Source organism: Flavobacterium sp. FPG59 (genome assembly GCF_002150205.1).
In the GTDB taxonomy this organism is placed as follows: Bacteria; Bacteroidota; Bacteroidia; order Flavobacteriales; family Flavobacteriaceae; genus Flavobacterium.
The window spans coordinates 1-15,838 of the sequence record NZ_MTCA01000062.1 but is presented as its reverse complement, the minus strand read 5'-3'; the positions used below and the strand labels follow the sequence as shown (position 1 = coordinate 15,838).

Sequence of the window (15,838 nt, the reverse complement as noted above, 5' to 3'; positions counted from 1 at the left end):
ATCAAATAGAACAAATCGTTAATAATAAGGACATATATGCAAATAATTTTATAGGCTATACCGCTTCCTTAAAATTCGCATTTGGCAATAACTCCAACTTACAAATTTCAAATTCATTAACAAACAACATTACCAATCAAGATAATCTAATTGAGAACTATCAGATTAAAGACTATAGAAACATTTGGAAAAATTTAAATCTGATGCCCAATACTTTATTTCCGATAAACAAATTAAATCTGAATTACTTCAAATTCAATGTTATTAATAATACTTCATTAATATTCAATTTAAATCACACTTATACAAACAAGTCCTTAGGTTCTAATTTGATTTACAACAACAATTTTATTATCACACAATATATCATTAGTCCAAAAGATAAGTTGACAACTTTAATGTTCTTTTTTGAAAAAAAAATTAATCACTTTAATTTAAATTTTAATATTGATTTCAATAAAGTAGAAAAAGAATTTTTTATAAATTCTATTCTTTCAAAATATAGCTCAAACTATTTTTCTAATTCTGTTAACTTAAAATCTAATTTCAAACATTCACCTATTCATTTAAAAATAGGCTATAATTATTCCTTTTCAAATTTTACTAATAACGGTTTAAAAAACAAACAATACACTTTACAAAATTACATAGGTTTAAATGGTATGTTTAAAAAAGACTTTTATTGGAATTTAACAGCTACAAATACAATATTTAAATTAGATAGTTCCGAAAGAAGAATGCTTCAAATATCACCTAACATACGATATTCCACTAAAAATTCAAATTGGGAATTCTACTGTAATGCTCATAATATATTAAATATCAACAATGCGGAAATACTTACCAATAGCAACAATATAGGATTCAACACAGAAACTATCGTTTCAACATTAGCCGGTTATATCAATATTGGCGCTAAATATAAATTTTAATTGCTACCTACTCAACATTCTTTTAATTTCATTGAGTTTCATTAATGCCTCCATAGGCGTTATGGTATTAATATCAAGACTAATGATCTCTTCTTTTATTTCTTCAAGTAAAGGATCGTCAAGGTTAAAGAAACTCATTTGCATTGGCTCTTCTGGCTCCCCTTTTAGTATTGATCCCTGCTTTGAAGTTTTAGTCCCATTTAAGGCATCACTAGAATGGTTACGCTCTAATTTTTTGAGTAACTTTTGGGCTTTTAAAATCACTATTTGAGGCATTCCAGCCATTTTGGCTACATGAATCCCAAAACTATGTGCACTTCCTCCTTTTACTAATTTTCGAATAAAAAGAACATTGTCTTTTAATTCTTTGACAGCCACATTGTAATTTTGTATACGTGTTAATGATTCACTCATTTCATTCAACTCGTGGTAATGCGTAGCGAATAAGGTTTTAGGCTGAGATGGGTGTTCGTGTAAAAATTCGGCTATGGCCCAAGCAATCGAAATTCCATCATAGGTGCTGGTTCCTCGACCAATTTCATCCAATAAAACTAAACTTCGATCTGAGATATTATTCAAGATAGATGCCGTTTCATTCATTTCAACCATAAAAGTAGACTCACCCATAGAGATGTTATCGCTTGCTCCTACTCTTGTAAAAATTTTATCTACAATTCCCATTCGTAAACTTTCGGCAGGGACAAAACTTCCCATTTGCGCCAAAAGTACAATTAAGGCGGTTTGTCTTAATATTGCTGATTTACCAGACATGTTAGGTCCTGTAATCATTATTAATTGCTGTGTCTCTCTATCCAAAAAAACATCATTTGCAATATAAGGCGTCCCTACAGGCAATTGTTTTTCTATCACAGGATGCCTTCCGTTTTTGATATCCAATTCAAAACTATCATCAAGTTCAGGACAAACATACTTATTCTCAACAGCTAACTGAGTAAATGAGCACAAGCAATCAAGTTGTGCAATTAAATTAGCGTTCATTTGAACTGGTTTGATGTACGTTGCAATCCAACTCACCAATTGCTCAAATAATTCGACTTCTATTTTATGAATTTTTTCCTCGGCGCCTAGGATTTTAGTTTCGTATTCTTTTAGTTCTTCCGTAATATACCGTTCTGCATTGACTAGTGTTTGTTTCCTGATCCATTCGGTAGGCACTTTATCTTTGTGCATATTACGCACTTCAATATAGTAGCCAAAAACATTATTGAAAGAGATTTTCAACGACGAAATCCCCGTTGCTTGTGATTCGCGTTTTTCAATACCCTCTAAAAATTCCTTACCTGAAGTTGAAATGGCTCTCAACTCGTCTAGTTCAGCGTGAACTCCTGGCGCAATAGCATTTCCTTTGGCAATAGCCACTGGAGCATCTTGATTTAAAACCGATTTAATTTTTTCGCGCAGCAAATCGCAACTATGCAAGCTATCCCCTATTACTTTTACTGCTTCTTGCTGACTTTGTAAAGCAAGTGTTTTTATGGGAATTATAGCATCAAGAGATTCTTTCAAGTAAATCACTTCGCGTGGCGACACTTTGCCAGCAGCAATTTTAGAAATCAATCGTTCTAAGTCGGATATTTGTTTGATTTGATTTTGAATGTTCTTTAAAACACTCTGATTCTCTTTTAGATAAGACACCACTTGATGCCTGCCTTTTATTTTATGACTGTCTTTTAAAGGTAAAGCTAACCATCTTTTTAGTAGTCTTCCACCCATTGGCGAAAGCGTTTTATCAATCACATCAAGCAAGGTGACCGCATTTGGATTGTAACTGTGGTAAAGCTCTAAGTTGCGAATGGTAAAGCGATCCATCCATACATAAGCATCCTCAGCAATACGCTGTATGGAAGTTATGTGTTGCACCTTATTGTGTTGCGTTTCGGACAAATAATACAATATGGCTCCAGATGCAATGATACCTTCGTTCAAATCTTCAACACCAAAACCTTTTAAAGAAACGGTTTGAAAATGTTTTGTAAGCGTTTCAAAGGCATAATCTTCCTTGAAAACCCAATCTTCCAGATAAAAATTATGAAAGTCTTCTCCAAAAGCTTCTTTAAATTCCCCTTTTTTATTTTTTGGAATCAAAACTTCACTTGGACTAAAATTTTGAAGCAACTTATCGATATATTCGGCGTTGCCTTGAGCGGTTAAAAACTCCCCTGTTGAAACATCCAGAAAAGAAATCCCTATGATTTTATTGGCAAAATAAATTGCCGCAAGAAAATTATTTGTTTTAGATTGCAAAACCTCATCGTTCATTGAAACCCCTGGCGTAACGAGTTCCGTAACTCCACGTTTTACAATGGTTTTGGTCATTTTTGGATCTTCGAGCTGATCGCAAATTGCGACACGCAAACCTGCTTTGACAAGCTTAGGCAAATAGGTATTCAAGGAATGATGTGGAAAACCTGCCAAGGCAGTTTCTCCTTCGGATCCTGCGCCACGCTTGGTCAAAACAATTCCAAGAATTTTTGAGGCTCGAACCGCATCTTCGCCAAAGGTTTCATAAAAATCACCCACACGAAACAATAAGCAAGCATCTGGATACTTTCTTTTTATCTCGTTATATTGTTTCATCAATGGTGTTTCCTTGACTATTTTATCTTTTGACGCCACTTTTTTTGAGGTATTTGGAAATTAAAATTTAGGCGAATTTATAGATTTTTAAACAAAATTGAACGCTATTCAAAGTAAAGTATTCATTTTAATCTAATTTTTAGATGTAACATATATTTTTTTAATTAAATTTGTGCTTACAATTTAATATTATACTGACATGAAAAAAATAATTGCTTTAGCTATGCTAGTTACCTTTGGGATAACAGGTATGAACGCACAAGAAACTACAAAAAAACTAAAACCGGTAAAAGCTAAAATTGCTGCTACAAAAGTAAATGGAGCTGGAATGGTTTTTGTAACAGAAACTATTGATTACGGTACTGTTGCTCACAACTCTGATGGAAGAAGAGAATTTGTATTTACAAACAACGGAAACAAACCATTGATCATTACAAATGCACAAGGATCATGTGGTTGTACTGTACCTAGTTACCCTAAAGAGCCTATTGCTCCTGGAGCAAAAGGAGTTATTGGAGTGAAATATGATACTTCAAGAGGAGGACAGCCGTTTACAAAAACAATCACGTTAACATCAAACGCAGTTGTTCCTACTAAAACACTTACTATCAAAGGAAACGTTTTAGCAGCTGAAACATCAAAAAGCTAATTCTTTTTACAACAAATACTCTAAAGCTTCCTGTAAAATTGGAAGCTTTTTTTTTTGAATAATTACACACCATGAGAAAGTTAGAAAACAGTGAACTCGAACGTAAATCAATTGAAACCTTTAAAAAATCTACAAAAACACCCCTGATACTGGTGTTAGATGATATTAGAAGTTTACACAATATCGGATCTGTGTTTCGTACCGCGGATGCTTTTTTAATTGAAAAAATTTATCTGTGCGGCATTACAGCCACTCCTCCTAACAAAGAAATTCATAAAACAGCACTAGGCGCTACAGACACTGTTGCTTGGAAACATTACGATAGCGTCTTGGAGGTGATTGAAAAATTAAACAATGAAAATGTGATTACTCTAGCTATTGAACAAGTAGAGCGTGCTGTTTATCTTCAAAATTTTGAAGTTGAAAAAGATAAAAAATACGCTTTAGTTTTTGGCAATGAAGTCCATGGTGTCTCTCAAGAAGCGGTGGCATTATGTACTGGTTGTATTGAAATCCCTCAGTTAGGAACAAAACATTCCTTAAACATATCTGTAAGTGCTGGGATCGTTGTTTGGGATTTATTTAAACAGTTCCAGTATTGATCTTCTTTTGAATTTCGTTCAGGATAAACAAGTAGTCTTCTTGATTTTTAACAAAATCTCTATCAGACACATCAATAATCAACACATTGAGATCCGTTTGAGATTTAATGTAATCTAAATAGCCACTATTTATTTTATCTAGATAATCGGCTGGGATTTTTTGCTCATAACTGCGTCCTCTTTTCTTGATGTTTTGCAGCAGGCGCTCTGAATTTTGATATAAATAAACGTATAAATCTGGCTTAGGCATTTCTTTGTAAATGATATCAAACAAGTTGCGATACAAGCGGTATTCATCTTCAGCAAGTGTAATCTTAGCAAAAATCAACGATTTAAAAATATGATAATCAGCAACTAAAAAATCTTTAAACAAATCAAATTGCGCCAAGTCATCTGATAATTGCTGATACCTATCGGCAAGGAAAGACATCTCTAGTGGAAAGGCATAACGGTTTTGATCTTTATAAAATTTTGGCAAAAAAGGATTATCGGCAAATCGTTCTAAGACTGTTTTAGCATTAAAATCCTCCGCTATTTTTGATGCTAAGGTTGTTTTTCCTGCGCCAATATTCCCTTCAAAAGCTACGTAATTATAATGCTCTAGCGGAATGTTCCGCAACGGTTCATCAAGATCTTGTACGTACACGCAAGCGCTTGTGTCTGGAGTACACGCCAGCAACTCCGAAACATTTTTATGTAAAAGCGGGTGTTTCCAATACAGATTTAGATCTAAAGTGGGAACCAAAACAAAATTCCTGTTTTGCATTAAAGGATGTGGCACCTGTAGTTTTTCAGTAGCAATAACATCATCATCAAAAGCAACAATATCAATATCAATTACTCTGGATTGGTATTCAGTTGATAGATTAGGAAAACGTCCCAAACGTTTTTCAATTTTTAAAACCTGATTCAAAACTTTATGCGCCGCTTGATACGTGTGAATTAGTACAGCACAATTATAAAAGGCTTCACTCTCAAAACCCCAAGCGGGTGATTCATATAACTTAGAGGTTTTGATAATTGTACCAACCTCTTGATGTATTAAGTGCAGGCATTGAAGGATGTTTTCCTTGCGATTTCCTTGATTACTTCCTATGGATAATATGACTTGATGTTGTGATTTCATAATGGGGTGCAAATTAACTAAAAGAATTTTAGAATATATCAAATTGAGCTATGCATAAAATAATAAACATAAAAAAGTCTCTCAATTATGTAACAATACGATGGTTTCAGAGACTTATTAAAAAAATATAAGTATGAAATTTTTAGGAAATGTATTAGCTACCATCATTGGTATTTTTGTGTTTTTCATGTTGTTTTTCTTTGGCATTGTTCTACTTGGAGCCATTTTTGGTGGCGAATCTGAAGGAGTTGTAGTTGAAAAAAATTCGGTTATCGAGTTGGATTTAGGAAATATACAAAATGATTATGCAGGGAAATACAAGGACCCTTGGGTTACCGTTTTCTCAGAAAACAAAACCATAGGCTTGATTGACATACTAAATGCTATCGAGGAAGCAAAAACAGATGATGATATTAAAGGAATATCTATTTTGAATAGCAATTCTGGATTAGGTATGGCACAAAGCAAATCCTTGCGTGATGCGCTAGAAAGTTTTAAAAAATCAGGCAAATTTGTCATGGCTTACGCCAATGTGTATTCGCAAAAAGAGTACTACATCAACTCTGTTGCGAGTCCTATTTACATCAATCCTGTTGGAGAAATGGACTTTAAAGGTCTTTCATCCGAAATTATGTTTTTCAAAGATTTCCAAGAAAAATCAGGACTGAAAATGGAAGTGATCCGTCACGGAAAGTACAAAAGTGCGGTAGAACCTTTTCTTGAAAACAAGATGAGTGACGCCAATAGAGAGCAAACTACAGCTTTGTTAACCTCTGTTTGGAATTCTGTTGTAAATGACATTTCAAAAAGCAGAAATATTCCAGTGGCAAAGCTAAATGAAATTGCCAATAGCCTGCAAGCTAGAACACCAGAAATGGCAAAAGCACAAAAACTGGTAGATATTATTGCCTACGAAGATGTATACCATGATGCCATTAAGAAGATTTTGAAAGTAGACAAAGACGAAGAATACAACACTATATCTGTTGTTGATTATGCACAAAAAGTAGCCACAACCTCCCTATCAAAAGATAGCTCAAATGAAATTGCAGTTATTTATGCTCAGGGAGAAATTATGGGTGGCGAAGGAGATGTAACAGTAATAGGTGAAGGATCTATGCGTCGCTCATTGGAAGAAGCCAGAAATAATAAAGACGTCAAAGCAATTGTTTTACGAATAGACAGTCCAGGCGGAAGCGCACTGACATCTGACTTGATTTGGAGAGAAATAGAATTGACCAAAAAAGTAAAACCTATTGTAGTTTCCATGGGGAATTATGCAGCATCAGGAGGTTATTATATCGCTTGTAACGCCAATACTATTTTTGCTGAAGAAAATACCATTACGGGATCAATAGGAGTTTTTGGAGTTTTACCAAATTTTACGCCACTGGCAACAAAGATGGGAATTTATACCGAGCAAGTTAAAACGCATACTAATGCTGCTGATTATAGCCCATTTGTACCATTAGACGAAAACTTTAAAGCTGTTACTCTTGAAGGGGTAGAACACATCTACAAAACATTTGTAACGCATGTAGCTACAGGAAGAAAAATGACCTTTGCTCAAGTAGACGCCATTGCTCAAGGAAGAGTATGGACAGGATCTGAGGCACTAAAAATAGGACTTGTAGACAAAATAGGTGGTCTTGATGATGCTATTGCAAATGCTGCTAAACTGGCTAAAATAGAAACATACAGCACTCAAAATTATCCTGAATACGAGAAAAATTTTGAAGAGTTATTTGCTGGATTCCCATTTGCTAGTTCAAAGGCAACATTTATCAAAGAAGAAATTGGAGAAGAAAATTACCGTGTGATGCAGGAGATAAAAAAGCTTCAAAACCGCAAAGGTATACAAGCTATATTGCCTTATGAAATCAACATTAGGTAATTAATAAAAGTCAAAAGCTTACAAAATCCGCTTGAGTATGATACTCTAGCGGATTTTTTTGTTTTCAAATAATAAAGATTTTTGGGTTTTATGAAAACATTACATACAATTTCCCCAAGAAACTATTATTTTTGTATGGAGTTGACCAAAATTCTCCTTGGTCTTACCCCATTAAAAACTAAAACATTATGGTAAAGAAAATTTTAAAAATCATCGGAATCCTAGTATTACTTTTGGTAGTAACGCTATTTGCAGCACCGTTTTTATTCAAAGACCAGATAAAAGCAAAAATATCTGAGGCTATAAACGCCAATGTAGATGCCAAAGTAACCTTTGCAGAAGCAGATTTAAGTCTTTTTAAAAATTTTCCAAATGCAAATGTAACCTTAGAAAAATTTGTCATAATCAATAAAGCTCCGTTTGAAGGTGACACTCTTGTTTCACTGGGAGAATTAGACTTAAAAATGTCTATCAAAGAACTTTTTAAGGATAAAAAAGAAGCCATTGCTATTGATGGTATTTACTCTAAAGATGGTTTAATTAATATCATTTTCAATAAAAATGGAATTGGCAACTTTGATATTGCTCTTAAAGATCAAAAAACAAAAGAAGAAGGTCCAAGTAGTCCATTACTACTAAAAATCAAAGATTATAAAATTGAGAACTTTCAATTTCGCTATTTTGATGAAAGTTCTAAAATTAAAATGGTCATTGATAGTCTTAACCATGAAGGGACAGGAGATTTTGCCGCACAAAAATTAGACTTAGACACTAAAACTACAGCCAAAGTTTCTCTCAATCTGGACAAGGTCAACTATATGAATAAAGTTGCCTTGACACTAGATGCCGTTTTAGGAATTGATTTGGCGCAAAGCAAATATACGTTTAAAGAAAACAAAGCCTTAATCAACCAATTGCCGTTAGAATTTGATGGTTTTATACAAATAATGCCAAAAGGACAACAATATGACTTAAAGTTTAAAACACCTACCTCCTCATTCAAAAACTTCTTAGGGATTATCCCTGAAGCCTACGCCGCTAGTTTAGACAATGTAAAAACTACTGGAGATTTCACCATAGTTGGTTTTGCAAAAGGGTTGTACTCTGAGACTACTGTTCCAAAGTTTAACATAGCCATTGCCTCAAACAATGCTTCGTTTCAATATCCGAACTTGCCTAAATCAGTTGATAAAATTATAATTGACACCAAAATTATCAACGAAACAGGAATTCTTAATGACACTTATGTAAACCTAGACCGACTCTCATTTCAAATTGACCAGGATGTATTTAATGCCAAAGCCAATATTAGAAACGTGACCCAAAACGCACTAGTTGATGCCGCATTAAAAGGAACTATTAATTTAGCTAATCTTTCTAAAGCCTATCCTATCAAACTTGACAAACCTTTATCAGGTATTTTAAAAGCTGATGTTACTACAAAATTTGACATGCAATCTGTAGAGAAAAGCGACTATGAAAAAATAAAGAATGCCGGTAACATGAGTTTATCTGGTTTTAAATACGCTGACGAAAACGGAAAAACAATGAACATAAGCACGGCAGTGGTTCAGTTCAATCCTAGCCAAGTGAATTTAAAACAATTGAATGCTACAACAGGAAAAAGCGATATTAGTGTAAGTGGAATTTTAGAGAATTTTTATGGATTTATCTTTAGAAATCAAGAACTAAAAGGAAATTTTAACATGACCTCTAAACAATTAGCTGTTGATGATTTTATGACGACAGGCGAACCTGCAAAAACCGAAGCTGGTACAGCTAAAAAAGCTGATGCCATGAAGATTCCTGCGTTCTTAAACTGTACGCTTACCGCAAAAGCTACTACGGTTTTATATGACAACCTTACACTAAGAGATGTATCTGGAAAATTGACCGTAAGAGACCAAAAGGTAAGTTTACAAAACGTAAAAACATCTATTTTTGGAGGAACAATTGGCGTAAACGGAGCTGTTTCTACTAAAGGAAAGACTCCCGTTTTTAACATGGATTTGAAATTAAATCAAGTTGATATTGCACAATCATTTACGCAGCTAGATATGCTGAAAAAAATTGCGCCTATTGCCGGTATCATCAACGGGAAGCTGAACTCTAGCATTAAACTGAACGGAAACCTAGATGCAACTGAATTTACACCCGATTTAAAAACCCTTACCGGAGATTTACTGGGTCAATTGATGTCATCAACTGTAAACGCAAATAATTCTACTTTGTTGAAAGCAATTGGGTCTAACATCAAATTTATTGATGTCAACAAAATTAATTTAAATGACATTAAAGCAGCCATCACGTTCAAGGACGGGAAGGTAAATGTAAAGCCATTTGATATTAAATACAAAGACATCAAAGCTACTGTGGGTGGGACGCATGGTTTTGACCAAAGCATGAATTACACTTTAAAATTTGATGTGCCCGCCAAATATTTAGGCTCGGAGGCCAATGCGTTGCTAGCCAAACTGACACCTGCTGATGCTGCCAAACTAGAGAATTTACCTATCAATGCTTCTTTAGTTGGTAGTTTTACAAATCCGAGAATTACAACTGATGTAAAGACGGCAGTCACTAAGCTTACAACACAACTGGTAAACCAACAAAAAGATCGATTGGTTAAAAAAGGAACCTCAGCAATTACAGATTATATCAACAAGAATAAAAAACCAGGTGATACTACAAAAACAGCTAAGCCAAGTACACCTGCGGCAAAAGAAGAAGTAAAAGCAAAAGCAGCCGATTTGCTCAACGGTTTGTTTAAAAAGAAAAAGAAAGCTGTAGATACTACTAAAGTAAATTAAGAACGTTTTATAAAATAGGAAAGAGGAGTTCACTAAGTGAAATTCCTCTTTTTTTGTTTGTAATTTTAGTATAGTTCCTAGTATAGGTGTGCTGCTGCAACGGGTTTGCGTGCGTAAAGGATGGCAGCGGCATCCTTTTATGCAGCGCAGCGGAATAAAAGATATAGCGAACAGCCTGGCCTTTTTTTAAAAATTTTTCCAATTTTAAAAAAAGGATACGCCCTAGAACTTTTTATACTGCAAGAGATACTACATACCCCTCTGAACCACGGATGTTAAATACGGTACCGTTTTCAAAAAGCAAATATTGCCCTTTTATCCCGGTAAGTTTGCCTTTAAATTGTGGTGTTTTGTCCAAGCTTAAACTGTTTACTTTAGCAGGATAGTCTAGAACGGGATAATGCATTTCATACAAATCATTTTTTTGAGCATGAAAATATTCCTGAACTTCATTTGGAATTAGATTTTCTAATTTTAAACGCTCTGCAACTAAATCAATTTGCTCTACATTGTTAGTGAGCATTTTTCGCCAATTGGTTTTATCAGCATAATGGTTTTTGAGTGCTACCTCGGTAATTCCAGCTAGATATCTATTAGGCACTTCTACAATTGAAATAGCCTGGTTGGCACCTTGATCTATCCATCGGGTTGGGACTTGCGTTTTGCGAGTCACACCTACTTTTACTTCGCTGGATAAGGCCAGGTAAACAATATGCGGTTGCAATTGCACTTTTTGTTCATAGGCTAAATCCCGGTCTTGAATTCCAAGATGCGCGGTACTTAACTCGGGTTTCATAATCCAATCGCCCACGGCTGGGCTGGAATAAAAACAATCGTAACAAAAACCTTGACGGAATATTTTTTTCTTTTTGCCACAATTTAAACATTGATAGCCTACAAAATTGATCTCTAGCTCTTTATTCAGTAACTGATTCACGTTCAAAAAACTATCTTCAAAAACCAAGTAATATTGAATGGGATTACCCAATTCGGTTTGCATTTTTGCAAGTACACCTTCGTAAGTCATGCGCTTTAAAGTTTCGGGTTTAACACAAGTTGTTAAACAAATTTTGTTATTTTTGGTAAAGTTATCATTCGTAATTCATAATTCATAATTTAAAAATGCCGCTAACCATAATCAATTCGTTTGCTTCTTGGGTTCTTAAACAAAGGATTCATCAAATCGAACTTTTCTTGAAATACCCTAATGAAGTTCAGGAAGAATTGCTTATGCACTTGATACAATCCTCAAAGAATACAGTTGTTGGCAAAGAATATGAGTTTGCATCTATACAAACCTATGCCGCCTTTGCAGATCGAGTTCCTATATCTAGCTACGAAGAATTACAACCCCTTATTGAACGAACTCGCCAAGGAGAACAAAATGTTTTTTGGGAAACACCCATAAAATGGTTTGCTAAATCAAGCGGCACCACAAATGCTAAGAGTAAATTTATCCCAGTAAGTAACGAAGCATTAGAAGATTGTCATTACAAAGGCAGCAAAGATTTACTTTGCTTATACTTGAATAACAATGAAGACTCAGAACTGTTTGTGGGGAAAAGTTTGCGTTTAGGTGGCAGTTCCCAAATTTACGAAGACAAGAATACGTTTTTTGGTGACTTGTCGGCAATTTTAATAGAGAACATGCCTATTTGGGCGGAGTTTAGCAGTACACCAAGCAGCAAAACCTCCTTGATGAGCGAATGGGAAACTAAAATTGCTGCCATTATCAACGAGACCAAAAATGAAAATGTAACTAGTTTTGCAGGTGTTCCTTCCTGGATGCTGGTATTAATGAATAAAATGCTAGAGGAAACTGGCAAAGGCAATTTACTAGAACTTTGGCCCAACTTAGAAGTCTATTTTCATGGCGGTGTTAATTTTGAACCGTACCGTGAGCAGTACCAAAAAATACTTCCTAAAAAGGATTTTAAATACTACGAAATATACAATGCCTCCGAAGGTTTTTTTGCTATTCAAGATTTAAATTACTCTAGTGATTTGTTGTTGATGTTGGACTACGGGATTTTTTATGAGTTCATTCCGATGGATACTTTTGGTACGCCAAACCAAAAAGCAATTCGACTAGCAGATGTAGAATTATTTAAAAACTACGCCATTGTGATTACGACCAACTCAGGTTTGTGGCGCTACATGATAGGCGATACGGTGCGTTTTACCTCTTTAAATCCTTACAGAATAAGAGTTACAGGCAGAACGAAACATCATATCAATGTTTTTGGGGAAGAATTAATGGTTGAAAACACGGATCAAGCCATTGCACAAGCTTGTAAAATTACTCATACCGAAGTGGTGGATTATACCGTGGCACCCATTTTTATGGAAGGCAAAGAGAAAGGCGCTCACGAATGGATGATTGAGTTTAAAGACAACCCTACTGATGTATTGCAATTTCAGAAAGTATTAGATGAATCCATACAATCTTTAAACTCTGACTACGAAGCCAAACGTTACAACAACATGACTTTAAACCCATTGGTGATCAATATAGCACGTAAAAATTTATTTTACGACTGGTTAAAAGACCGAGACAAACTAGGCGGGCAACACAAAGTACCAAGATTATCAAATCAGAGGGACTATCTTGAGCAATTGAAGGAGCTGCAGTAAAAAAAAATATACGTGATCGAAATGAATTGAGATTGTATAAATTAAATAGAAGTACTATTCCTTAATAAATATTGTAATAGCAATTTTAACAAAATCTAACTTCAAGATGATATCTCAATGAGTAAGAAATAAAAAAGTATTTTAAATATCTATTTGAACGCAAAATACATTATTCTATATTAGCATTTTAAAATGCAATTCATTTAATGACAACACATAACCTTCTTCTTGTAGACGATCATCCTATTACTATTGATGCCTATATCAATATACTATCCCGACTTGAAAACGCTACTATTCCAAAACATTTTACTACCGCATTTTCATGTCAAGAAGCATACAACAAAATAAGGGATAGGAATCATTCTCAGTTAACATTAGACGTAGCTTTTTTAGACATTAGTTTACCTCCTTATGAAGACAGAAACATTCAAAACGGTATTGATTTAGGAATTCTTATCAGACAGTACTTTCCTAAATGTAAAATCATTTTATTAACCATGCATAGTGAACCTCTCCTCTTACACAATGCAATTGAGAGAATAAATCCCGAAGGTTTTATATTAAAGAATGACATTAACGCACAATCCCTGATGACCGCTTATCAAGAAATAGTAGTTGGGCAAAAATTTTACAGCACCACTATTCACAAAGTGTTACGTCAAGATATTATAAAAAAACTTGATTTTGATGCCATTGATTGTGAAATATTGGCCTTACTATCCCGCGGCATAAGGACTAAAGACATGACAGAACAACTTGAACTGTCATTAAGCACTATTGAAAAAAGGAAGTCAAATATTAAAATCCAGCTTTTAGTTGATAAAGGAACCGATAAAGATATCATAGACGAAGCAAAAAAAATAGGGATCCTCTAATCCAAAAAACCGTAAAATTTTAACATAAAAACCGTAAAATTAATCCAAAATCTTACATTAGATTTGCAAAGTAGAAGTTTAAAAAAACAGAATGCCCCCAATTTTCTGTTCTATTAAGCGTTTGTTAAAAATTGAAAGCACTAGATTGATTTTACGCTATTCATACTAATCTGACGAAGGACCTACTACTTCTTTTAGGATTAATTTTAGAAGTATATAGTTATTTTTTTAAGAAATTATAAACTAAAAAATCAGCATTCTAGTGCTATCAAACAATTTGTTGAGATGATTTATCCATCTCAACTTGAAATAAGAAAACTGTTATCAGTTAGCTGTTTCAAACATCTATTGATACTATTTTTTGATTTATAGCCATCACAAAATACATCATAGATTTTTTTTGGAGTTAAGCACTCGTGAATAACGAGTGCTTTTTTTTATATTTTCTAGAAGATTAATGCTCCATCATATCAATATGTCTATCATGATATCCTAATAGGTATAAAACACCATCCAGACCTAAACTAGAAATAGCACTTTCTGCCTTCTCCTTAACAGTGGGTTTCGCGTGAAAAGCAATTCCAAGACCAGCAAGATTTAACATTGGTAAATCATTTGCGCCATCACCAACCGCAATGGTTTGATTGATATGAATACCTTCTTTATCAGCAATGGCTTGTAGGTATTCGGCTTTCTTTTTACCGTCAACAATTTCACCTATGTAATTGCCTGTTAACTTACCATCTTTTATTTCTAGTTCGTTTGCATGAACATAATCAATTCCCAATTCTTTTTGCAAATAGTTCCCAAAAAAGGTAAAACCTCCAGAAAGAATAGCTGTTTTGTATCCATAATATTTTAAAGCCTTCATCAATCGATGCGCACCTTTTGTGATAGGTAAATTTTCGGCAACGGTTTGCAACACTTCTTCACTCAAACCCTCTAACAAAGCCATTCTTTGCTTAAAGCTTTCGCTAAAATCAATTTCGCCATTCATTGCGGCCTCTGTAATTGCTTTAACTTGCTCGCCTACTCCAGCAAGTTCTGCAAGCTCATCAATGACTTCGGTTTGAATCAAGGTCGAGTCCATATCAAAACACACTAGACGCCTATTTCTGCGATACATATTGTCCTCTTGAAACGATATATCCACATCAAGCGTTCTCGAAATTTCCATAAAACTAGCGGTTATAAAAGACTTATCAACGATTGTTCCCGTTACCGAAAGCTGAATGCAAGCACGAGGGAATTCTTCTTTTTCAATAATGGAAACACGTCCTGTCAATCTCTTAATGGCATCAATATTCAAGTTTTGATTGGATAAAATCTGGGTCACTGCAGCAATCTGTACCGCTGTTAGTGTTTCCCCTAAAATATTGATTGTATATCTTTGTTTACGTTGTCCTTTGACCCAAATCTCATATTCGGCAATAGATATAGGAATAAATTTGACTTTAACCCCCAATTCATAGGCTTTGAATAACAAATCTTTTAAAACCGGTCCTGATGTTGATCCAGCCTGAATTTCAAATAATATACCCAAGGATAGCGTATCATGAATATCAGCTTGACCAATATCTAAAATAATAGCATTATAATTGGCTAAAATTGATGTTAAACCAGCAGTTACTCCAGGCTTATCTTGTCCTGAAACTTTCAATAATATAACCTCTTTGTCCTCTACTTCCATGTGACCTAATTAAATTGTACTAACA

Annotated in this window: 11 protein-coding genes; 7 read left to right on the top strand and 4 right to left on the bottom strand. The window is 34.3% G+C overall.

Going from position 1 to position 15,838, the window contains the following annotated elements; all coding sequences use genetic code 11:
* The coding region (locus FPG59_RS16555) for a hypothetical protein (protein WP_176330712.1) at positions 1–932 on the top strand (932 nt) is incomplete at its 5' end.
* 3 nt (positions 933–935) lie between these two features.
* Here FPG59_RS16555 and mutS read toward each other — a convergent pair.
* Positions 936–3,569: a DNA mismatch repair protein MutS gene (gene mutS, locus FPG59_RS07780; RefSeq protein WP_176330711.1), complete on the bottom strand. Its 2,634-nt coding sequence runs from the start codon at positions 3,567–3,569 to the stop codon at positions 936–938.
* A 160-nt stretch (positions 3,570–3,729) separates the two neighbouring features.
* Between mutS and FPG59_RS07775 the strand changes: the two genes are divergently transcribed.
* Positions 3,730–4,179 (top strand): DUF1573 domain-containing protein, encoded by a 450-nt coding sequence (locus FPG59_RS07775; RefSeq protein ID WP_086454050.1) that lies wholly within the window; start codon positions 3,730–3,732, stop codon positions 4,177–4,179.
* A 71-nt stretch (positions 4,180–4,250) separates the two neighbouring features.
* The gene (locus tag FPG59_RS07770; protein ID WP_086454049.1) at positions 4,251–4,781 is read left to right on the top strand and encodes an RNA methyltransferase; all 531 of its coding nucleotides are present in this window, start codon (positions 4,251–4,253) and stop codon (positions 4,779–4,781) included.
* On the opposite strand, the gene folK is transcribed toward FPG59_RS07770, so the two are convergent.
* Positions 4,762–5,907 (bottom strand): 2-amino-4-hydroxy-6-hydroxymethyldihydropteridine diphosphokinase, encoded by a 1,146-nt coding sequence (gene folK, locus FPG59_RS07765; protein WP_086454048.1) that lies wholly within the window; start codon positions 5,905–5,907, stop codon positions 4,762–4,764. The two genes, FPG59_RS07770 and folK, sit on opposite strands and share 20 nt — an antisense overlap.
* A 133-nt stretch (positions 5,908–6,040) precedes the next feature.
* Here folK and sppA point away from each other — a divergent pair, with 133 nt between their 5' ends.
* Both sppA and FPG59_RS07755 read left to right on the top strand, forming a co-directional pair.
* Positions 6,041–7,801 carry a signal peptide peptidase SppA gene (sppA, locus tag FPG59_RS07760; protein WP_086454047.1) on the top strand — a complete coding sequence of 587 codons (1,761 nt, stop codon included), beginning with the start codon at positions 6,041–6,043 and terminating at the stop codon, positions 7,799–7,801.
* Between the two features lie 188 nt (positions 7,802–7,989).
* Positions 7,990–10,611 carry an AsmA-like C-terminal region-containing protein gene (locus FPG59_RS07755; RefSeq protein ID WP_086454046.1) on the top strand — a complete coding sequence of 874 codons (2,622 nt, stop codon included), beginning with the start codon at positions 7,990–7,992 and terminating at the stop codon, positions 10,609–10,611.
* Between the two features lie 232 nt (positions 10,612–10,843).
* Here the strand turns inward: FPG59_RS07755 and FPG59_RS07750 are convergent, their stop codons facing one another.
* Entirely contained in the window at positions 10,844–11,638 is a 795-nt protein-coding gene (locus tag FPG59_RS07750) for a DUF2797 domain-containing protein (protein ID WP_086454045.1), read from the bottom strand.
* 95 nt (positions 11,639–11,733) lie between these two features.
* Here FPG59_RS07750 and FPG59_RS07745 point away from each other — a divergent pair, with 95 nt between their 5' ends.
* Positions 11,734–13,245, top strand: a complete 1,512-nt coding sequence (locus FPG59_RS07745; protein WP_086454044.1) for a GH3 auxin-responsive promoter family protein — start codon at positions 11,734–11,736, stop codon at positions 13,243–13,245.
* A 206-nt stretch (positions 13,246–13,451) separates the two neighbouring features.
* Positions 13,452–14,123 carry a response regulator transcription factor gene (locus tag FPG59_RS07740; RefSeq protein ID WP_086454043.1) on the top strand — a complete coding sequence of 224 codons (672 nt, stop codon included), beginning with the start codon at positions 13,452–13,454 and terminating at the stop codon, positions 14,121–14,123.
* A 454-nt stretch (positions 14,124–14,577) separates the two neighbouring features.
* Here FPG59_RS07740 and serB read toward each other — a convergent pair whose 3' ends face one another.
* The gene (gene serB, locus FPG59_RS07735; protein ID WP_086454042.1) at positions 14,578–15,813 is read right to left on the bottom strand and encodes a phosphoserine phosphatase SerB; all 1,236 of its coding nucleotides are present in this window, start codon (positions 15,811–15,813) and stop codon (positions 14,578–14,580) included.
* Positions 15,814–15,838 lie beyond the last annotated feature (25 nt).